A 17,777-nucleotide genomic window follows, 5' to 3' on the forward strand; every position below is an offset into this window, starting at 1 on the left:
TTCGCGTGAACCCCGATATCAGACCGGATCCTGTGCCGTGCCGCTGACGGTCCAGGTCTGCCCCTTGCCAAGCAGTTTGGCGAGGTTGGCATCCTTGCCCTCGCTCGCCTTCTTGCGTTCGGCGATTACCGCGTCCTCGAAAGTCGGACGCGGATCGTCGTAGAGCACGCCCAGCGCCATCGGAAACGGGCCGAAGGGCATTTCGACCAGCATGTGAGCGATCGAGCGGTTGGTGACATCGTGAACGATTACGCCCGCGCTTTCCCAATCGCCGTCGATTACATCAACGACCTCGAGACACAGCTTCTCGCGGTTGAGCATGATGCCCTTCGTGTCCTTGGCGAACAGCATGGGCTTGCCGTTTTCGAGCCAGAGCTGCTGATCCTCCGCACCCTTGGGCGCGGCGAAATCGTGGAACACGTCCTTGTTATAGACGATGCAGTTCTGGAAAATCTCGATGAAAGCCGCGCCCTGATGCGCATGGGCGGCCTTGAGCACGTCGGGCAGATGCTTCGACACGTCGAAGCCGCGCCCGACGAAGCGCGCGCCCGCACCCAGCGCGAAGGCTGCCGGGCGCGCCGGATGATCGTAGCTGCCGATCGGGGTCGAGGGGCTCTTGGTGCCCTCGCGGCTGGTCGGCGAAGCCTGACCCTTGGTGAGACCGTAGATCTCGTTGTTGAACAGCATGATCTGCATGTTCACATTCCGTCGAAGAACATGCATCAAGTGATTGCCGCCAATGGATAATCCGTCACCATCGCCGGTCACCAGCCAGATATCGAGATCGGGGTTGGCCAGCTTCGCGCCGGTCGCAAATGCGGGCGCGCGGCCATGGATGGTGTGGAAGCCGTAGCTTTCGACATAGTAGGGGAAGCGGCTCGAACAGCCGATGCCGGATATGAACACCGTGTTCTTCGGATCGGCGCCAAGCTGCGGCAGCGTGCGCTGCACGGCCTTGAGGATGGCATAATCCCCGCAACCCGGACACCAGCGAACCTCCTGGTCGGTTTCCCAGTCCTTGAGCGTGGTTTCGATCTTAACCGGTGCGTTCATTTTGCACCTCCTTCAGTGCTCGGAAGCTGCTGGTCGTTGGCCGGAACCTGCCCACCGGTATTGCCTGCCACGCCGTCGAAATACTTGCCGATCGCCTCTTCGAGTTCGGCGATCTGGAACGGCTGGCCGCTGGTTTTGGTCAGCGGCTGGGCGTCCACAAGGAACTGATCGCGCAGCACGGTCTTGAACTGGCCGGTATTCATTTCGGGCACGAGGACATGGTCGAAGCCTTTGAGCAGGTCTCCGAGGTTCTTCGGCATCGGCCAGATATGGCGCACATGGATATGGCTGACATCGAGCCCCTCGCGGATCGCATTGTCGACCGCGCGGTGGATCGGGCCATAGGTGCTGCCCCAGCCGACCACCGCCAGCTTGCCCGAGGTCTCGCCGAGGCAGACCTTCTGGTCGGGCACCGCGATACCTTCCACCTTGTTCTTGCGCAGATCGGTCATGCGCTGGTGGTTGTCGGGCGAATAATCGATATTGCCGGTTAGCTCGTGCTTCTCGATCCCGCCGATGCGGTGCATCAGGCCGGGCGTACCGGGCTTGACCCAGGGGCGCGCGCCCTTCGCATCGCGTTTGTAAGGCAGGAAGGTCTCGTCGCCGCCATCATCGACAGCGTTCGGTCGGTCGAGGAACTTCGCCGGGAACGGGGTGAAATCGGCCGGGTCGGGCACCTTCCACGGTTCGGCAGCATTGGCGATATAGCCATCGGTCAGCAGCATGACGGGGGTCATGTATTCGACCGCGATCCGGCACGCCTCGATCGCCACTTCGAAGGCGTCGGACGGGCTGCTTGCCGCGATCACCGGCATCGGCGCATCGCCATTGCGGCCATAGACCGCCTGGTAAAGGTCGCTCTGCTCGGTCTTGGTCGGCAAGCCGGTCGAGGGGCCGCCACGCTGCGAATTGACGATCACCAGCGGCAGCTCGGTCATGATGCCGAGGCCGATGGCTTCGGTCTTGAGCGCAATGCCGGGACCGGATGAGGACGTGACCCCCAACTGGCCCGCATAGCTTGCCCCGATGGCGGCGCAGACCGCGGCAATCTCGTCTTCCGCCTGGAAGGTTGTGACGCCGAATTCCTTCAAGCGCGCGAGGTGGTGGAGGATGGCCGAAGCGGGTGTGATCGGATAGCCGCCGAAGAACATCGGCAATTCGGCCAACTGCGCCCCCGCGACGAGGCCGAGGCTGACCGCCTCGGCTCCGGTGACGGTGCGATAGAGGCCCGGCGCGCTTGGCACCGGATCGACATGGAGCTGCTTCAGCGGCCCGGCCAGTTCGGCGGTCTCGCCATAGGCATGGCCCGCATCGAGCGCGGCGATATTGGCGTCGGCGATATCGGGCTTGGACTTGAACTTGGCCTTCAGCCAGTCGTGGATCGGCTCGCGCGGACGGTCGAACATCCACAGCGCCAGGCCCAGCGTCCACATGTTCTTCGAGCGCAGCGCATCCTTGTTGCCGAGGCCGAAGGGCTTTACCGCCTCGATCGTTTTTTCGCTGATGTCGAAAGCGAGCACGTCGAACTTGGCGAGGCTGTCGTCCTCCAGCGGGTTGCTGTCGTACTTCGCCTTGTCGAGGTTGCGCTTGGTGAAGGCCCCCGTGTCGGCGATGATCAGCCCGCCGGGCTTCAATGCGGCGAGGTTCACCTTGAGCGCCGCCGGGTTCATCGCCACAAGCACGTCGGGCGCATCGCCAGCGGTGTTGATCTCGCGACTGCCGAAATTGATCTGGAAAGCCGATACCCCGAACAACGTGCCCTGCGGCGCGCGGATTTCTGCCGGAAAATCGGGGAAGGTCGCCAGATCGTTGCCGGCCAGCGCGGTCGACAGGGTGAACTGCCCCCCGGTGAGCTGCATCCCGTCGCCGGAGTCGCCGGCGAAGCGCACGACGACGCTTTCGGGAGTTGCGGGGAGGCCGTTTTCCGGCGCGGTGGCGGCTGTTGCCATCCGTGAATTCCTTGTCTGCGCCGTCTCTCTCGGCGCCGTTTCCAATGGGAAGCGCCACCTAAGCCGCGCCCCATCCTCTCGCAATGAAGTTTCTCTGCTAGGCCAAAAAAGCCGCATGGAAAAGCACTGCAAACACGGTAAGTATCGAAAAGCAACGAATTTGGAGAGAGACGATGGCCGATACCGAACATTATGTCCGCGACGATGTGCGCGGATTCCTCGATATGCTCGAAGCCATGGGCGGCAAGGGCGTCGAAGAAGTCGGCGCGGAGGAAGGCCGTCAGCAGATGCGGATGGTCGGCGCGGTCGCCGAAGCCGAGCCGCGCGCCATGGCCGTGCAGAAGGACCTTACTTGCCCTGGCCCGTCCGGTCCGATCCCGATCCGCTTCTACGATGTGAAGGCCGAGCGTGGCCCCTCCCCATGTGTGCTGTTCCTCCATGGCGGGGGGTTCGTGATCGGCGATCTCGAAGTCTACAACGCGCTGTGCACCGAGATTTCGCATCATCTCGACCTACCGGTGGTTTCGGTCGATTATCGTCTCGCGCCGGAACATCCCTTCCCCGCCGCGCCCGACGATTGCGAGGCCGCCGCGCGCTGGGTCGCCTCGTCGCCGGGGGAACTGGGGCGCGAGATCACCGGCCTCGTCATCACCGGCGACAGCGCCGGCGGCAATCTCACCATCGTCACCACCAACCAGCTGATGAACGATCCGGCGGAAGTGCCGGTGATCGTGCAAGCGCCGATCTATCCGGTCGCTTCCGACGTCACCCAGCATTCCAGCCTGGCGATGTTCGCCGAGGGATTTCTGCTGACCGGCGCCGCGATGGCATGGTTCACCGATCAGTATGGCGGCGATTCGAGCGATCCGCGCCACACGCCAATGGTCGGCGATTGCTCGAACACCCCGCCGACGGTCGTTTGCACCGCCGGGCTCGATCCGTTGCGCGATTCGGGTCGGGAATACGCCGCGCATCTGGTGCAACTCGGCACGGAAGTGGTCTATCTCGAATTCCCCGGCATCATTCATGGCTTTACCACGCTGAGAAAAGCGATACCGAGCGGCCAGAACGATCTTGAGGCTTTCCTCGATGCGACGAAATTGATGGTGGAGCGATACAGGTGAGCGAAACGCTCGGTTACCGTCCCTGCGTGGGCGTTATGCTGGTGAATGGCGATGGCAAGGTCTTCGTCGGCCGCCGGATCGACAACAAGGAAGGCGACTGGTGGCAGATGCCGCAGGGCGGCGTCGACGAGGGCGAAGACCTCGAGGACGCGGCCCTGCGCGAACTGGCCGAGGAAACCGGCGCGCGGGCGGAGCATGTCACAATTCTCAAGGCGATGGATGAGCCGGTGCGCTACGACCTGCCCGAGGAGCTGATCGGCAAGCTGTGGGGCGGCAAGTATCGCGGGCAGGAGCAGGTCTGGTATCTCGCGCGCTTTTCAGGCGCGGATGAGGACATCGATCTCGAAGCGCACAACCCGCCCGAATTCTGCGACTGGAAATGGGCCGAACCCGAACAGCTTCCCGAGCTGATCGTGCCGTTCAAGAAGCGGGTCTACCGCGCGGTGGTCGAGGCATTTCGCGAACTGGTCTGAATGCAGGCGTTCCCGAAGGCGGGAGCCCCGGGGCGCTAGTGCAGAATATGCCGATGGCAATCCCCGCCCGCTTGGCAGGGGCTCAGATCAGTTCGATTGCGTCACCGCGGCATCGGGCATCACCGCTTCGGCGGTCTGAATGCGCGTGGGCGGGCCGGCGGCGATGCGGGCCGACAGGGTTTGCGTTTCCGGGCAGGTCGCCCCGCACAGCGACTGGAGCTTGGCGAGATTGCCCTTCGCCTTCTCGACCGCGCCTTTTTCAACCAGCGCTTCACCCTCGCCCGCGATCGCGGCGAGATTACGCGGGTCGCGCGTCAGCGCTTCGCGGTAATAGCGGATCGCCTTGCCCTGAAGCTGATCCGCCCGCGCGGCTTCGGCGAGGCGGAGAAAGATCGGTGCGTATCCCGGATCCACCGCCAACGCGGCCTCGAAGGCGTCGATCGCGCCCTGCGTATCGCCCTGGTCGAGCGCCGCCTGCCCTTCGGCAATCAGCATGCCCGCACGCGGGGCCGGTTCGCGGTCTCCCGCCCACCCGACGCTCGACGTCACGGCAAGGGCCAGCGAAAGGGCGGCGGCGGCGGGTACGAAACGCATGATCGTCTCCAGCAGATTAGTCCGTTCAGGGCTTGGCGTGTCAGCCATAATCGACATGGCTAACACGTTCATCCTGCACAGGCGATGAAAAATCCATCCGTACCGTCATGGTACGGCGTGAGCCGGGTTCCGGCCCCGCGTTCCCGCCCGAGCGGGAGATCGATTTCGCGGGGCTTAAGGCCCGGGTTGCGCGCAAGGAAGGCCTCGAATTGCCCAGCGCCTTCCTCGTCCAGCAACGAACAGGTGACGTACACAATCCGTCCGCCCGGCTTCACCAGCTTGGCCGCGACATCGAGCAGGTGCGACTGGGTGGCTGCAAGACGCTGTAGCTCCTTTTCGTCCAGCCGCCAGCGGGCTTCGGGATTGCGTCGCCACGTGCCCGTGCCCGAACACGGCGCATCGATCAGAACCGCATCCGCCTTGCCGACATGCGCTTCGAGCGCTTCGAGTTCCTGTTGCGGGTTGAGGAGCACGGCCTCGATATTGGTAGCCCCGGCACGCTCCGCGCGCGGTGTAAGGCGCGACAGGCGGCCCCGGTCGGTGTCCGACGCGACAAGGCGGCCGAGATTGTCCATCGCGGCTGCCAGCGCGAGCGTCTTGCCGCCACCGCCTGCGCACAGGTCGATCACCGTTTCGCCGGGGCGGGCACCGATCGCAAGGCAGGCCGCTTGCGAGCCGGTATCCTGCACCTCGACCTTACCCTCGCGATACTCGGGCCATTGCTCGATCGATGTGCCGGTCGCAATCCGCAGGCCATTGGGCACTGCGGTCGGTTCGGCGTCGACCGGCAAGTCGAGAGTGGCACGGTCGGCCTTCAGCGTGTTGACGCGCAGGTCGAGCGGCGCGCGGTCGAGCAGCGCTGCGGCCTCCTCGCCGGAGATGTCGGACGCGGCGAGGCGGTTTTCGAGCCACTCTGGAGCGGCACCGCCCCGTGCCGCCTGCTCGCTCTGACCGATGGCAGCGGGGCCGTAATTCGACCCATCGAATAGCGGCGCAATGCTCTCGTCCAGCTCAGCAAGGCGCAGCATGGCCGCGCGCCCCGTGGCAGGCACCGGCCCGCAGGCGCGGATCGCGCTGTAAACCAGTTCGCGGATAGCGCGGCGATCTTTCGATCCGGCGAAGCGATGCCCGCGAAACCAGTCGGCCAGGATGCGGTCGGCGGGCGCGCCTTTCGCCTGTGCCGCCGCGATGATCGCATCGAGCAGCTCGATCGCGGTCTGGACGCGGGCTGCGGGGGTCATGTTCGCACCCTTGCCGACCCGCCGCAGAGGCGGGGGTCGCGTGAAGCAGGCGAATCGCAGGTGGCCCGAGGTCCCCGCCTTCGCGGGGACTCACACGATGTCATGAGCGACGTCATCGTGTGGGATAATTCGGCGCCTCGCGCGTGATCGCAACGTCATGGACATGGCTTTCTGCAAGACCCGCATTGGTGATGCGCACGAAATTCGCGCGCTTGCGCAGATCCTCGATCGAGGCGCTACCGGTATACCCCATCGCCGCCTTGATCCCGCCGACAAGCTGGTGAACCACGGCGGCTGCCGGGCCTTTATAGGGCACCTGCCCCTCGATTCCTTCGGGCACCAGCTTCTGCTGGCTGACGTCGGCCTGGAAATAGCGGTCGGCGCTGCCGCGCGCCATCGCGCCGACGCTGCCCATGCCGCGATAGGCCTTATAGCTGCGGCCCTGGTAGATGAAGGTTTCGCCCGGCGCTTCCTCGGTCCCGGCGAGCATCGAGCCGACCATGATCGACGAAGCCCCTGCCGCGAGCGCCTTGGCAGCGTCGCCGCTGGTGCGCAGGCCACCATCGCCGATCACGGGAACGCCCAGCTTTTCCGCTTCCTCGACGCAGTCCATAATCGCGGTGAGCTGCGGCACGCCGACCCCCGCGACGACGCGCGTGGTGCAGATCGAGCCCGGGCCGATGCCCACCTTCACCGCATCCGCGCCCGCGCCTGCAAGCACTTTGGCCGCCTCGCCCGTGGCGATATTGCCGGCGATGACCTGCACGCTGTTGGACAGCTTCTTCACTCGCTCGACCGAACGGGCGACGTCCTTGTTGTGGCCGTGCGCGGTATCGATCACCACCACGTCGACCTCGGCATCGATCAGCGCTTCGGTGCGCTCGAAGCCCTTATCGCCGACCGTGGTGGCGGCAGCCACGCGCAGACGGCCGCTCGGATCCTTCGTCGCGGCGGGATAGGCGACGGCCTTTTCGATATCCTTCACCGTGATGAGACCGACGCAGCGTCCGCTATCATCGACCACCAGCAGCTTCTCGATCCGGCGCTGGTGAAGCAGCTTGCGCGCTTCCTCCTGGCTCGTGCCGAGCGGCACCGTGGCGAGGTTCTCGGTGGTCATCAGCTCGCTCACGGGCTGGCGCGCGTTCTCGGCGAAGCGCACGTCGCGATTGGTCAGGATGCCGACCAGCTTGCCGCCGCGATCGGTCACCGGGATCCCGCTGATGCGGTTCGCCGCCATGATTTCCTGCGCCTCTCCCAGCGTGGCGTCGGGATGGATGGTAATCGGGTTGACCACCATGCCGCTTTCATAGCGCTTGACCGCACGCACGGAGGCGGCCTGATCCTCGATCTCGAAATTGCGGTGGAGCACGCCAATGCCGCCCAGCTGCGCCATGGCGATGGCCATATCGGCCTCGGTCACGGTGTCCATCGCGGAGGAGATCACCGGGATGTTGAGCGAAATCTCGCGCGTCAGCCGCGTGGCGGTATTCGCCATCGACGGCAGGATGTCGCTCTCGGCCGGAACGAGGAGAACGTCGTCGAAAGTAAGACCGAGGGGAATGTCGAGATGTGCCACTGAGAGAATCGCCTGCCGGGGGAAATGTGGCGGCCCATGTAACGACGGTTCGTGGGATTAGCTAGAGTGTGACTGGCACACCCTTTGCGAATTGGTCGAAAAGACGTATGTTGGCTGGATGAACGAATACTCACCCCTCACTTCGGAATTCGGCTCCCCTGAGGAGGAGGCAGCCTACGAAGCATGGCTGCGCGCCAAAGTGCAGAAGGCGATCGACAGCAATAAGCCCCGCGTCCCACATGCAGAGGCTATGGCTCGCATACATGCAACTCTGGAGAAGGCTAAGAAGCGTTCCCAGACATGTTGAGACTCGTGTGGAGCGCGGAAGCGCTCGACGATCTCGATACGATTGCTGACTATATCGGAGAACATAACCCTGCGGCTGCCGATCGATTGATTGGCAGGATCAATGAAGTCGCTGCTCATCTGGTGAAGTTCCCCAAAATGCATCGCGTCGGGCGCAATACCGGGACACGGGAAGCAATCATCTCGCCGAACTATCTGCTGATCTATCGCGCCACCTCCACCGATGTGGAAGTCCTGTCGGTTGTGCACGCGCGTCAGAAGTATCCCTAGCCCCTCAGACTCACTCAGCCGTCCAGCCGCCGTCGACGCTCCAGTTGGCGCCGTTGACGTTCTGCGCCTCGTCGCGGCACAGAAATGCGGCGAGCGCACCGATCTCTTCGGGCTGGACGAACTTCTTGGTCGCCTGCTTGACCAGCAAAATATCGTTGATGACCTCTTCGCGGGTCAACCCCCGGGCCTTCATCGTGTCGGGGATCTGGTTTTCGACCAGCGGGGTCCAGACATAGCCGGGGCTGATGCAGTTGGCCGTCACGCCATGTTCGGCGAGTTCCAGCGCGATGGTCTTGGTGAACCCGTCAAGGCCATGCTTGGCGGAATTGTAGGCGCTCTTGAAGGGGCTCGCGACCTTGGAATGCGCGCTGGCGGTGTTGATGATCCGGCCCCAGCCCTTGCCCTTCATGCCCGGCACGGCAAGCCGCACGGTGTGAAACGCGGCGGTGAGGTTCAGCGCGATGATCGTTTCCCACTTTTCGACCGGGAATTCCTCGACCGGCGCGACATGCTGCATCCCGGCATTGTTCACTAGAATATCGACCGCGCCCGCCTGCTCCATCATCGCTTCGATCTGCGCCGGATCGGTCAGATCCGCGCCACTGTGGCTGGCGCCCAGCTCTTCGCACAATTGCGCGATCTCGCCCTCGTCGCCGAAGCCGTTGAGGACGACCTCGGCCCCCTCACCCGCCAACGCCCGCGCGATGGCGAGGCCGATGCCGCTGGTCGATCCGGTGACGAGTGCGCGTTTTCCTTCGAGAAACATTCGGGGCTCCAAGCGTTAGGTCTGTATTCGATAGCGGCCATCGCGCACATGGGGTGCGCTGTAAAGCGGCCATAATCATGGGGGAGCGCATGCGGCTCAATCCGTTCAATACCGGGAATATCAACGTGCGATCGAGCGGCGGCGGGATGCCCGGCGGCAAGGCGGGCGGCTTGGGCTGCGGCACGATCGTGATCGCCGCGGTCGGCTATTTCGTCTTCGGGCTCGACCCGATGCAGACTGCGGGCATGGTCGAAAGCGTGCAGCAGGGGCAAGTCGCATCCGGCCCAGCCAATACCGACGAACAGGAAATCTGCACCAGCAGCGAATATGCGCGCGAAGCCTGCAACGGGTTGCAATCGCTCAACCAGACCTGGGCGATGACGTTCCAGCAGCAGGGCCTGGGCGATCGTTTCCAGCAGCCCACGCTCGATCTGTATGGCGGCGGCGGGGTGCGTACCGGGTGCGGTGCGGGCAATTCCTCGATGGGGCCGTTTTACTGCCCGGCCGACCAGACGATCTATATCGATACCAGCTTCTACGACACGCTCGAGCGCCAGCTTGGCGCTGGCGGCGATTTCGCGCGCTATTACGTGCTTGCGCATGAATACGGCCACCACATCCAGACCATCACCGGGATTTCCGAACAAATCCGCAGCGCGCAGCAGCAGAACCCCAGCCGCCGCAACCAGTTGCAGGTGCTGATGGAACTGCAGGCCGATTGCTACGCCGGAGTATGGGCGGGCAAGAACCGCAATCTGATCGAGCCGGGCGATATCGAGGAAGGCATGGAAGCCGCCGCCGCGATCGGCGACGACCGGCTGACCGGTGGCCGTGTTTCGAGCGAGAATTTCACCCACGGTACCAGCAAGCAGCGCAGCGACGCGCTAAGGCTCGGGCTGCAAGGCGACGACCGCGCTTGCGACCGGATCACCGCGATCGGCTGAGGCCGACCACGAAAACGCGAAAGGGCGCGGTCCCGCCGACCGTGCCCTTCCTGGGTATGCTGCGTAGCGCAGCGCCGGGCTTGAAGCACAAGGTCAGCTACGGATCGTGCGCTTCAATTCGCGGATTTCTTCGTCCAGGTCACGCAGGATCTCCTGACGCATCTCGTCTGAAAGTCGACTGTTCGTTTCGATCCCTTGGCGTGCCTGCCGCAAGGCCTTGAGCGCGAGCCGATCACCGGCCGTATCGCAAATATACATGGTGACGCGGCCATCATTCTCGATCGAAGTGACGGGGTTGTCGGGATAGCGGCAATCCTCCATTACCTCGGGAACATTGGCCATTCCGATCACGACCGATTTACCGATCGTTTCGCCAAGATCGTTGGTCCATTCGGCATGCGCCACGGCACGGGCTCTGGCGCTCTTCGCCTGGCTCTCGGCGCTTGCGGCGCGGCTTTCGGCCCACTGGACGCGACCATCAGCCCATTGCTTGCGGTCCTGCGCATACCGGATGCGGTCTTCAGTCCATTCACGGCGACCGTCCGCTAAATGTTCCTCCCGGAGTTCTTCAGCCCGTTCGCGGCTCTCTTCCGCACGCTCGCGGATCGTCTCGGCCCGTTCGACACGGTCCTCGATCATCTCGGTCATGGCCTCGACATCGAGATGCGCGAGCTCGGCGCGTTTCAAGATGTGCTCCACGTTCCGATCGACCGACACAGGCTGTTCCGTATCCGCAAGCGCCCACACGGCTTCGGTCGGCTCCGGCGTATCGCCCGCCGTGGCCGGCGATACGCCAACATAACAGATGCTGGCGGTCATCGGCAGCGCGAGGACGGCGGCAGCCACGGCACCGCGCGCGGCAACTCGGCGGCGGCGGGAATGGTCGGTCATGGGCAGGCTGCGCAGGCGGTGGATGATCGACTTGTCGCCGAGAACGGGACAGGCCATCGGCGCCGCCAGCGCGGGTCGCGGGGCGATCTGCGGGCGGCGGGCGAAATCGGCGATGATCGCGGCATAGGCGGCGCGCTCGTCGCGGCTGCGGCTGGCGACCACACGGGCATCGCAGGCCGCCTCCTGGTCGCGGCGCATGGCGGTCCAGCCCATCCAGCCCAGCGGGTTGAACCAGTGCGCCGCGAAGAGCGGCTGGATCAGCACGTTGACGAGAATATCGTGGCCGTAGTGGTGTTCGAGCTCATGCGCGATGGCGAGATCGCGGACCTGGCGTTCGCGGCTGACCATGAAGCCATCGGGCAAGGCCACGACCTTGTCGATGACGCCGAAAGCCATCGGACCGGATATCGCAGTGGTCTCGACGAGGCGGATAGTGCCGACCTCGCCCACGGGACGCGCATCCTCGAGCAATTCGCGGCGCAGCTCTCCATAGAGCCAGAAGCGCCGCCCCATGAAGATCGCCGCGCCGACCAGCCAGAGGATCACCAGAGGCACGACGAAATCGACCGGCGATTCCATTGTCGCTGGCGCTACCGGTGCCAGGACATCGGTATAGGAAAAACCGTTTTCGGCGGCGGGAGTCAGCGCGAGGTCTGTCACGACAGGTTCGGGGGCGGGCGCACTTTCCAGAAAGCTCGGCTTCATCCATGCGGGAAGCGTGACCGGCGGAAACAGCAGGCGGGCCAGCGGCAGGAACCACAGGGCATAGGCCGCCCCGGCACCAAGATGCTTCGCCACCGGGCGGCGCAGTAGCAGCGCGACGCCGATCAGCGCCCCTGTCCACATCAGCGTGTCGAACAGGAACCAGTCCCAATATTCGCGGATAAGCTCGGTCATTTGCGCATCTCCCTCAAGAGCGCTTCGATTTCGGCGAGATCGTCCTCGGTCAGCGCCTCGCTTTCGGCAAGTTGCGCGAAGAGCGGCGCGGCGCGGCCGCCGAACAGGCGATCGACCAGGCGGCGGCTCTCGCCCCCGACATAGTCGGACCGCTCGATCAGCGGACGATAGAGGAACTTGCGACCGTCGGGCTCGGTGCCGACCACTTCCTTCTGGACCAGGCGGCTGAGCAGCGTTTTCACTGTCGGGATCGACCAGTCACGCTGCGCGCAGACTTCGTCGCACACCTCGGCAGCGGAAATCGGGCTCTTGTCCCACAGCACTTCCATAACGGCGTGCTCGGCTTCGCTGATCCGCTCGCCCGGGGCGTTCTTGCGCTTCGCCATTCCCTACTCCTGATCTGACACGCGTAATTCTTCGATTACGTCTGTAGCCGAGACGACTACGCCTGTAAATCTGAAGCGTGGATGAATGGGCGGGAAAGACGCTTGCTTCTCGACCAACGACATATCAGTCTGGATGAATGACACGGATCATCGCCGCACTGGCCCCGCTCGCCCTCCTCGCCTCGCCCCTGTTCGCGCAGGAAGAAGCGCCTCCGCAAGAGCCGACCTTCGATACCCAACTGGTCGTGATCGAAACCAGCATGGGCGACATCACCGTTTCGATCGAGACCGAGCGTGCGCCGATCACGGCGGCCAATTTCCTGCGCTATGTCGACGAGGACCGCTTCGACGGGACAAAGTTCTACCGCGCCATGCATCTCGACTGGGGCGAGCCGCCCAACGGCTTGCTGCAAGGCGGAACACAGATGCATCCCGACCGTGTGCTCGATCCGATCGCGCATGAACCGACCACCCGGACCGGCCTCAGCCACACCGACGGCGCGCTGTCGATGGCGCGTTACGATCCCGGCACGGCGACGGGCGATTTCTCGATCATGATCAAGGACCAGACCGGGCTCGATGCCAATCCGGCCTCACCCGACCCCAGCCTGCAGGCGGGATTCGCTGTGTTTGGATATGTCGTCGAGGGGATGGAAGTGGTCCATGCGATCCACGCGCTCCCGCCCGATCCTGACAAGGGCGAAGGGTGGATGAAGGGGCAATTGCTCGCGGACCCGGTCGAGATCGTCGATATGCGGCGCGTGGATGCCGCTCCGGACTGAGCCGGGATCAGGCAGGGCGCTGGAATGCGATCGAGAGCGTGAACGGCCCCTCGGGTTCGAGATGATGCGGGCGTTGCGGCGGTATTCGAGCGATATCGCTGGCGGAAAGTCGTTCGCGCCCCCCTGCCTCATCGTCCCATACCAGCATGACCGCCCCGGCGATCATTTCCAGTCGCCCCCATGTTCCCGGCTTCAGGCGATGTTCCGCGAGCAATCCCGCGGGCAGGCTGGTTTCATCGAACGGGCCGATCTGGCGATAGGTTTTCAGCCGCGCCTCGCTCATGCCGCGAAAGGACCGAGTATGGCGATACCGATTGCGAAAAAGGCGATCACCGCCGGCACGATCAGGATCTGCGCATAAACCGCGCGCGGCTCCATCGGGCCGGTCCATGTCATCAGCGCCCGCCCGCGCTCCAGCGGCGACGGCACTTCCGGCCCCGCCTGCCGGGCACCGATACGCGCGACGCCGAAATAGACGAGCGTATAGAGCGCCGACACCACGATTGCGAACCGCGCGGCACCGCTGCCCCCGGTGGCAATGGCGATGAAGCCGAAGAAGATCGCATAGCACGCAAACATCGACAGCCAGAGGCGGCGCGGAAGCTGGAAGCCGTGATTGGCGGGCGCCACAGGCGGCGCGGCGATCGGCGAGAGCGAGGATTCGAGCGCTTCGAGTTCCACGACGGCGTCAGGATGTTCGGAGGCGAGAAATGTGTGATCGTCATACATGTGGAAGGTCCTTTCCTGCTCGCGAGCCGACCAGGCCGTCGCGGCGGACGGCAATTCCGGTCAGCAGGCTATCGGCAATGGAGCGCGCGCGACCGGCGACGAGCAGGGTCCCACCCGGCTCCTCTTCCAGCGTGCGCAGGGTGGCGTGGAGCAGCTCGAGCCAGCGGGCGAAATGATGCTCTTCGAGGCCCGGTATCGCCATGTGCTTACGCATGGGATTGCCCGAGAATTCGCCGCTGTTGAACAGAATAGAGCGCCAGAACGCTTTCATTCTCGCAAGATGAGTAGGCCAGTCGTCGATCCGTTCGGCGAAGATCGGGCCGAGCAGATCGTCCTCGCGGATCGCGGCATAGAAGTGCTCGACCATGTTCGAGACGAAAGCCTCGTCCACGCCGAGCGCTTCGGCCTCGGCGCGCTTTGCGGCTCGCGCGGCCCGCACTTCCTCGCGGGTACGTTCCTGGACTTCCGACATCAAGGGCTCCGACTCTTTAACAGGTATTTGATATGCCTTTTATCGTACTTGCACACAAAAGCAACATCCAATATACCTTTTTTATGCAACTGAACCTCCGCACCGATTACGCCCTGCGCATGCTCATGGCGCTGGCCGCCACCGATCGAACCCTTTCGATCGACTGGATCGCCCAACGCTATGCGATTTCCCGCAACCACCTCGCCAAGGTGGCGCAGGATCTGGCGGCGGCGGGCTTCGTCGATACGCAGCGCGGCCGTGGTGGCGGACTCCGGCTTGCCCGTCCGGCCGCGGACATCAATGTCGGCGCCGTTGTACGCTCGCTCGAGCACTTCGACGGCTTCGTCGCCTGCATGGGCGGCAAGGCGGAATGCATGATCGATGGGGCCTGCGGGCTCAAACCCGCATTATCCGGTGCGCTCGAGGCATTCCTCGCCCATCTCGACGGCTTCACCCTGGCGGATATTGCCGCAAACCGGACTCGGTTGCTTGACCGGTTGACGCCGCAACCGGCCTGACCGCGCTCAGCAGATTTCGGCCGTGTTCTCCGGCGGCCGTCCGGGCGGTGTGCGTGCGGGATGCATGTGGAAGGGATCGCTCTTCAGCGCATGCCGCTCGCCGTAAGCCTCGGCCAGCACCGCGAAAAGCTGCGGATCGTAGGCCGAAAGATCGGTGTGACCCAGGATCTGCCGCCCGTCGAAGGCTTGCAGACGGTTGGAATTGAACCAGAACTGCGTCCCTTCGGCCCAGTATTCCTGTATCGTGGTGGTCGTATATTCCTCGAACCACAGCCCGTTCGCCAGCGCATTGGCATAGGCCGCCTCGACTTTGCGATAGAGCGCAGGGTCCGCACCCTCGATCGCGAACAGCACATTATGGGCGAATTCGTGAACGAAGATCGTTTCGCCGAAATAGCGGCTGATCGGCAGGCCGAGCACGTCCTCTTCCGATCCGACCATCCGCTCGCCCCCGATTCCGCGCGCGCGATTGTCCCAATATTCGCGGGTGCTCTTCGACCCGATACGCGCCTCGTAATGCTTGATCTCGCAGCGCGTGAGGCGCGGGTCGTCTCTCGCGGGCTTGGTCCAGTGGGCGTTCTCGGGAAGGTCGAGCAGCGCCTCGTCGCGCGCGATCAGGGCGACCCGGTAGTCGTTGGCGGCCAGCCAGGCGGCCAGATCGGGCCGGTGCGCGAGCATCCCGCGCATCATGTCGCGCGCGGCGAACAGCGCCTCGTCGGGCACGCGCGAGGACGAGAGGATCGGAATGCCCATCGCGTCGACATGCTTCTGATAGAAGGGCGCCGCCCCTAGCACTGCAGGAGGCGTGCCGGCGGTGGTCGCGCAAGAGGCGAGCAATGCCGCGCAGGCTGTGATCGACAGAAACCGCATCGAGAAAGCTATTTGTCCGAGGCCTCTTTCGCCAGGCGGCTCATGAGGATCGCCGTCCGCTGCGCCTGCCGCACTATCGAGCGCAAATCGATCGCCTCGCCCTCGGCATGGCTGCCACTGCCCGCAGGCCCCATTCCGGCGAGCCCGTACGTGTAGGGCGCGACGAAGCTGATATCGGCCGCCCCGCGGCGCGAGGGCGGATAGGGGGCCATCGGCTCGCGGCCGAGATCGGCGTTGATGGAGTTGAGCTTGTCCAGCAGCGCGCGGTTACCATCGGTCGGCGCCATCGGCGGATAACGGAATTCGATCGTTATCTCGGCTTCGGTGCCGGGCAGGTGATCGGCGACGATGGCGCGCATCGTTTCGGCCGTGCGCTCGTTCTGCTCCTGCGTCAGCGCGCGCAGATCGCCGCGCGCCACGGCGCTGGACGGGATGATGTTGGTCTTCCCGCTGGTGGTAGCGGAAAGGCCGTCCTCGCCCAATTCAGCCGGCGTCCCGCCCGCCATGAAGCCGACATTATAGGTCAGGTTTTCTTCCGGCAGTTCGCGGCGGAAAGTGTCGAGGATGCGCGCCATCTCGTAGATCGCGCCATAGCCCGCATGCTCGGAGAAAATGCCCGAACTGTGCCCGCTCTTCGCATTTGTCGTCAGCGTCCAGCTCCCCGAGGATCGCCGCGCGATCACGCCCGCATCCTTGCCGTCGAGCACCGACAACCCCTCGAAGCCCAGCGCGACATCGGCCCATTCGCCTGCTTCGACAAGGTCGCGGCGCGCAGCCTCCAGGGGTTCGCCCGCATCCTCCTCGTCGCCCGTCAGCGCGACGACGATGTTGGCGCCATCGAGGGTGCCCGCCGCCTTCATCGCCCGCAGGGCGGAAAGGATCACGACGATCCCGCCCTTGTCGTCGACCACGCCCGGCCCGACCGCCCTGTCGCCCTCGCGCACGAAACCGGTGAAGGAGGAATCGGGTTCGAACACCGTGTCGAGATGTCCGATCAGCAGGATTTTGGTGGTGCCGGGGGTGCCCTCGTGCCGCGCGAAGAGATGCCCTGCCCGGCCCGCCGCGGACTGGTCGATCCAATCGACCGCGAATCCCAGCGCCTCGAATTCGGGGACCAGGACATCGGCCACCGCCTTCACGCCCGCATGATTGTGCGTGCCCGAATTGATGAGCGTGATTTCCTCGAGCAGCGCGGCATCGCTCTCGAACCCGCTCTCCACGGTTTCGACGATGGCCTGCTCGGGCGCGGTGAGCTGGGCGGCAGTGGGGGAAGCCAAGGAGGCTGCGATTGCCAGCATCGGGAGAATGAAACGCATTGCGCGAATTGACGGTTTCGGTCCTCGCAAGTCAATGCGTTTGCCGCAAATACCAAATTTTGGTATAGCTGGCCAATGGCCGCCAAGAATACCTCTATCGCCTTGGGAGAACGCTTCGCGGAATATACCCGCAAAAAGGTAGAATCCGGCGAATATGCTTCGACCAGTGAAGTGATCCGCGATGCCTTGCGCCTACATGAAGAGCGCGCACACTTTCGTTCGAAACTGCTGGAAAAGATCGACGAGGGACTGGCCAGCTCGATCGACAACGATTTCGATATCGATCGCTGGTTTGAGGGTGAATTCGGCGAGGAATGAGAAAACTCGTCTATCGCGCGGCAGCATCGGCCGAGTTGCGCCGCATTGCACGCTATACGAAACGCGAATGGGGAGAGACGCAGGCGCGACGGTATGCGGCGCAACTGCGCCAGCGGATCAAGGCGCTCCGTGAATTTCCGTTACGCTTCCCGGAGGTCGTCGGCAGGCCCGGCATCCGGGAAATGCGCTGCGGCCAGCATCTGGTGTTCTACCGCGTGTCGGACGAGGCAATCGAGATCGTAAATATCGTGCATGTGGCGCGGGATTGGGAAGCGTGGCTATAGATCACGCTACAAGATGCG

22 protein-coding genes are annotated in these 17,777 nt (G+C 64.1%); 9 read left to right on the top strand and 13 right to left on the bottom strand.

Going from position 1 to position 17,777, the window contains the following annotated elements:
• Positions 1 to 18: 18 nt before the first annotated feature.
• A complete protein-coding gene (locus L5849_RS02035; RefSeq protein ID WP_115416904.1) occupies positions 19 to 1,053 on the bottom strand; it encodes a 2-oxoacid:ferredoxin oxidoreductase subunit beta in 1,035 nt (344 codons plus the stop codon).
• On the bottom strand, positions 1,050 to 3,002 hold the full coding sequence (locus L5849_RS02040; RefSeq protein WP_236924137.1) for a 2-oxoacid:acceptor oxidoreductase subunit alpha: 1,953 nt from the start codon (positions 3,000 to 3,002) through the stop codon (positions 1,050 to 1,052). The genes L5849_RS02035 and L5849_RS02040 overlap by 4 nt, the downstream gene beginning before the upstream one ends.
• Positions 3,003 to 3,175: 173 nt before the next feature.
• Here L5849_RS02040 and L5849_RS02045 point away from each other — a divergent pair, with 173 nt between their 5' ends.
• Together L5849_RS02045 and L5849_RS02050 are read left to right on the top strand one after the other, a co-directional pair.
• On the top strand, positions 3,176 to 4,126 hold the full coding sequence (locus L5849_RS02045; protein ID WP_236924138.1) for an alpha/beta hydrolase: 951 nt from the start codon (positions 3,176 to 3,178) through the stop codon (positions 4,124 to 4,126).
• Positions 4,123 to 4,599, top strand: coding sequence for an RNA pyrophosphohydrolase (locus L5849_RS02050; protein ID WP_115416907.1), 477 nt, complete (start codon positions 4,123 to 4,125; stop codon positions 4,597 to 4,599). Before L5849_RS02045 ends, L5849_RS02050 begins: the two co-directional genes overlap by 4 nt.
• Before the next feature lie 87 nt (positions 4,600 to 4,686).
• Here L5849_RS02050 and L5849_RS02055 read toward each other — a convergent pair whose 3' ends face one another.
• From L5849_RS02055 to guaB, 3 genes are all read right to left on the bottom strand, one after another.
• Positions 4,687 to 5,193 (bottom strand): lipopolysaccharide assembly protein LapB, encoded by a 507-nt coding sequence (locus L5849_RS02055; RefSeq protein ID WP_115417906.1) that lies wholly within the window; start codon positions 5,191 to 5,193, stop codon positions 4,687 to 4,689.
• A 68-nt stretch (positions 5,194 to 5,261) separates the two neighbouring features.
• Positions 5,262 to 6,434 carry an RsmB/NOP family class I SAM-dependent RNA methyltransferase gene (locus L5849_RS02060; RefSeq protein ID WP_236924140.1) on the bottom strand — a complete coding sequence of 391 codons (1,173 nt, stop codon included), beginning with the start codon at positions 6,432 to 6,434 and terminating at the stop codon, positions 5,262 to 5,264.
• Positions 6,435 to 6,546: 112 nt separating this feature from the next.
• A complete protein-coding gene (gene guaB / locus L5849_RS02065; RefSeq protein ID WP_236924141.1) occupies positions 6,547 to 8,010 on the bottom strand; it encodes an IMP dehydrogenase in 1,464 nt (487 codons plus the stop codon).
• Between the two features lie 118 nt (positions 8,011 to 8,128).
• On the opposite strand from guaB, the gene L5849_RS16080 reads away from it, so the two are divergent.
• On the top strand, positions 8,129 to 8,317 hold the full coding sequence (locus L5849_RS16080; protein ID WP_368735712.1) for a stability determinant: 189 nt from the start codon (positions 8,129 to 8,131) through the stop codon (positions 8,315 to 8,317).
• The gene (locus L5849_RS02070) at positions 8,311 to 8,586 is read left to right on the top strand and encodes a type II toxin-antitoxin system RelE/ParE family toxin (RefSeq protein WP_236924143.1); all 276 of its coding nucleotides are present in this window, start codon (positions 8,311 to 8,313) and stop codon (positions 8,584 to 8,586) included. Before L5849_RS16080 ends, L5849_RS02070 begins: the two co-directional genes overlap by 7 nt.
• 10 nt (positions 8,587 to 8,596) lie before the next feature.
• Here L5849_RS02070 and L5849_RS02075 read toward each other — a convergent pair whose 3' ends face one another.
• Positions 8,597 to 9,352, bottom strand: coding sequence for a 3-hydroxybutyrate dehydrogenase (locus L5849_RS02075; RefSeq protein WP_236924145.1), 756 nt, complete (start codon positions 9,350 to 9,352; stop codon positions 8,597 to 8,599).
• Positions 9,353 to 9,441: 89 nt separating this feature from the next.
• On the opposite strand from L5849_RS02075, the gene L5849_RS02080 reads away from it, so the two are divergent.
• Entirely contained in the window at positions 9,442 to 10,296 is an 855-nt protein-coding gene (locus L5849_RS02080; protein WP_236924147.1) for a neutral zinc metallopeptidase, read from the top strand.
• A gap of 93 nt (positions 10,297 to 10,389) precedes the next feature.
• Here the strand turns inward: L5849_RS02080 and L5849_RS02085 are convergent, their stop codons facing one another.
• Together L5849_RS02085 and L5849_RS02090 are read right to left on the bottom strand one after the other, a co-directional pair.
• Entirely contained in the window at positions 10,390 to 12,084 is a 1,695-nt protein-coding gene (locus L5849_RS02085; RefSeq protein WP_236924149.1) for a M56 family metallopeptidase, read from the bottom strand.
• The gene (locus L5849_RS02090; protein WP_236924151.1) at positions 12,081 to 12,470 is read right to left on the bottom strand and encodes a BlaI/MecI/CopY family transcriptional regulator; all 390 of its coding nucleotides are present in this window, start codon (positions 12,468 to 12,470) and stop codon (positions 12,081 to 12,083) included. Before L5849_RS02090 ends, L5849_RS02085 begins: the two co-directional genes overlap by 4 nt.
• A 137-nt stretch (positions 12,471 to 12,607) precedes the next feature.
• On the opposite strand from L5849_RS02090, the gene L5849_RS02095 reads away from it, so the two are divergent.
• Positions 12,608 to 13,252 carry a peptidylprolyl isomerase gene (locus tag L5849_RS02095; protein WP_236924153.1) on the top strand — a complete coding sequence of 215 codons (645 nt, stop codon included), beginning with the start codon at positions 12,608 to 12,610 and terminating at the stop codon, positions 13,250 to 13,252.
• A gap of 7 nt (positions 13,253 to 13,259) precedes the next feature.
• On the opposite strand, the gene L5849_RS02100 is transcribed toward L5849_RS02095, so the two are convergent.
• Genes L5849_RS02100 through L5849_RS02110 form a run of 3 tightly spaced genes read right to left on the bottom strand, consistent with a single transcriptional unit; the run spans position 13,260 to position 14,453 of the window.
• Positions 13,260 to 13,535, bottom strand: coding sequence for a DUF1971 domain-containing protein (locus L5849_RS02100; RefSeq protein ID WP_236924154.1), 276 nt, complete (start codon positions 13,533 to 13,535; stop codon positions 13,260 to 13,262).
• A complete protein-coding gene (locus L5849_RS02105; protein ID WP_236924156.1) occupies positions 13,532 to 13,981 on the bottom strand; it encodes a hypothetical protein in 450 nt (149 codons plus the stop codon). The genes L5849_RS02100 and L5849_RS02105 overlap by 4 nt, the downstream gene beginning before the upstream one ends.
• Positions 13,974 to 14,453, bottom strand: coding sequence for a group III truncated hemoglobin (locus L5849_RS02110; protein WP_236924158.1), 480 nt, complete (start codon positions 14,451 to 14,453; stop codon positions 13,974 to 13,976). Before L5849_RS02110 ends, L5849_RS02105 begins: the two co-directional genes overlap by 8 nt.
• 83 nt (positions 14,454 to 14,536) lie before the next feature.
• Here L5849_RS02110 and L5849_RS02115 point away from each other — a divergent pair, with 83 nt between their 5' ends.
• Entirely contained in the window at positions 14,537 to 14,971 is a 435-nt protein-coding gene (locus tag L5849_RS02115) for an Rrf2 family transcriptional regulator (RefSeq protein ID WP_236924160.1), read from the top strand.
• Between the two features lie 6 nt (positions 14,972 to 14,977).
• On the opposite strand, the gene L5849_RS02120 is transcribed toward L5849_RS02115, so the two are convergent.
• Positions 14,978 to 15,841, bottom strand: coding sequence for a glycoside hydrolase (locus L5849_RS02120; RefSeq protein WP_236924161.1), 864 nt, complete (start codon positions 15,839 to 15,841; stop codon positions 14,978 to 14,980).
• An 8-nt stretch (positions 15,842 to 15,849) separates the two neighbouring features.
• Positions 15,850 to 17,157 (bottom strand): M20/M25/M40 family metallo-hydrolase, encoded by a 1,308-nt coding sequence (locus L5849_RS02125; RefSeq protein ID WP_236924163.1) that lies wholly within the window; start codon positions 17,155 to 17,157, stop codon positions 15,850 to 15,852.
• Positions 17,158 to 17,232: 75 nt separating this feature from the next.
• Between L5849_RS02125 and L5849_RS02130 the strand changes: the two genes are divergently transcribed.
• Entirely contained in the window at positions 17,233 to 17,475 is a 243-nt protein-coding gene (locus tag L5849_RS02130; protein WP_236924164.1) for a type II toxin-antitoxin system ParD family antitoxin, read from the top strand.
• Positions 17,472 to 17,759, top strand: a complete 288-nt coding sequence (locus tag L5849_RS02135; RefSeq protein ID WP_236924166.1) for a type II toxin-antitoxin system RelE/ParE family toxin — start codon at positions 17,472 to 17,474, stop codon at positions 17,757 to 17,759. Before L5849_RS02130 ends, L5849_RS02135 begins: the two co-directional genes overlap by 4 nt.
• The last annotated feature ends 18 nt before the right edge of the window (positions 17,760 to 17,777 follow it).

The sequence above is a fragment of the Erythrobacter sp. SN021 genome (assembly GCF_021864455.1).

Excerpts from the sequence above, each read along its gene's own strand:
- L5849_RS02035 (WP_115416904.1), bottom strand. The coding sequence starts at position 1,053 with ATGAACGCACCGGTTAAGATCGAAACCACGCTCAAGGACTGGGAAACC.
- L5849_RS02040 (WP_236924137.1), bottom strand. The coding sequence starts at position 3,002 with ATGGCAACAGCCGCCACCGCGCCGGAAAACGGCCTCCCCGCAACTCCC.
- L5849_RS02045 (WP_236924138.1), top strand. The coding sequence starts at position 3,176 with ATGGCCGATACCGAACATTATGTCCGCGACGATGTGCGCGGATTCCTC.
- L5849_RS02055 (WP_115417906.1), bottom strand. The coding sequence starts at position 5,193 with ATGCGTTTCGTACCCGCCGCCGCCGCCCTTTCGCTGGCCCTTGCCGTG.
- L5849_RS02060 (WP_236924140.1), bottom strand. The coding sequence starts at position 6,434 with ATGACCCCCGCAGCCCGCGTCCAGACCGCGATCGAGCTGCTCGATGCG.
- L5849_RS16080 (WP_368735712.1), top strand. The coding sequence starts at position 8,129 with ATGAACGAATACTCACCCCTCACTTCGGAATTCGGCTCCCCTGAGGAG.
- L5849_RS02070 (WP_236924143.1), top strand. The coding sequence starts at position 8,311 with ATGTTGAGACTCGTGTGGAGCGCGGAAGCGCTCGACGATCTCGATACG.
- L5849_RS02075 (WP_236924145.1), bottom strand. The coding sequence starts at position 9,352 with ATGTTTCTCGAAGGAAAACGCGCACTCGTCACCGGATCGACCAGCGGC.
- L5849_RS02080 (WP_236924147.1), top strand. The coding sequence starts at position 9,442 with ATGCGGCTCAATCCGTTCAATACCGGGAATATCAACGTGCGATCGAGC.
- L5849_RS02085 (WP_236924149.1), bottom strand. The coding sequence starts at position 12,084 with ATGACCGAGCTTATCCGCGAATATTGGGACTGGTTCCTGTTCGACACG.
- L5849_RS02090 (WP_236924151.1), bottom strand. The coding sequence starts at position 12,470 with ATGGCGAAGCGCAAGAACGCCCCGGGCGAGCGGATCAGCGAAGCCGAG.
- L5849_RS02095 (WP_236924153.1), top strand. The coding sequence starts at position 12,608 with ATGACACGGATCATCGCCGCACTGGCCCCGCTCGCCCTCCTCGCCTCG.
- L5849_RS02100 (WP_236924154.1), bottom strand. The coding sequence starts at position 13,535 with ATGAGCGAGGCGCGGCTGAAAACCTATCGCCAGATCGGCCCGTTCGAT.
- L5849_RS02105 (WP_236924156.1), bottom strand. The coding sequence starts at position 13,981 with ATGTATGACGATCACACATTTCTCGCCTCCGAACATCCTGACGCCGTC.
- L5849_RS02110 (WP_236924158.1), bottom strand. The coding sequence starts at position 14,453 with ATGTCGGAAGTCCAGGAACGTACCCGCGAGGAAGTGCGGGCCGCGCGA.
- L5849_RS02115 (WP_236924160.1), top strand. The coding sequence starts at position 14,537 with ATGCAACTGAACCTCCGCACCGATTACGCCCTGCGCATGCTCATGGCG.
- L5849_RS02120 (WP_236924161.1), bottom strand. The coding sequence starts at position 15,841 with ATGCGGTTTCTGTCGATCACAGCCTGCGCGGCATTGCTCGCCTCTTGC.
- L5849_RS02125 (WP_236924163.1), bottom strand. The coding sequence starts at position 17,157 with ATGCGTTTCATTCTCCCGATGCTGGCAATCGCAGCCTCCTTGGCTTCC.
- L5849_RS02130 (WP_236924164.1), top strand. The coding sequence starts at position 17,233 with ATGGCCGCCAAGAATACCTCTATCGCCTTGGGAGAACGCTTCGCGGAA.
- L5849_RS02135 (WP_236924166.1), top strand. The coding sequence starts at position 17,472 with ATGAGAAAACTCGTCTATCGCGCGGCAGCATCGGCCGAGTTGCGCCGC.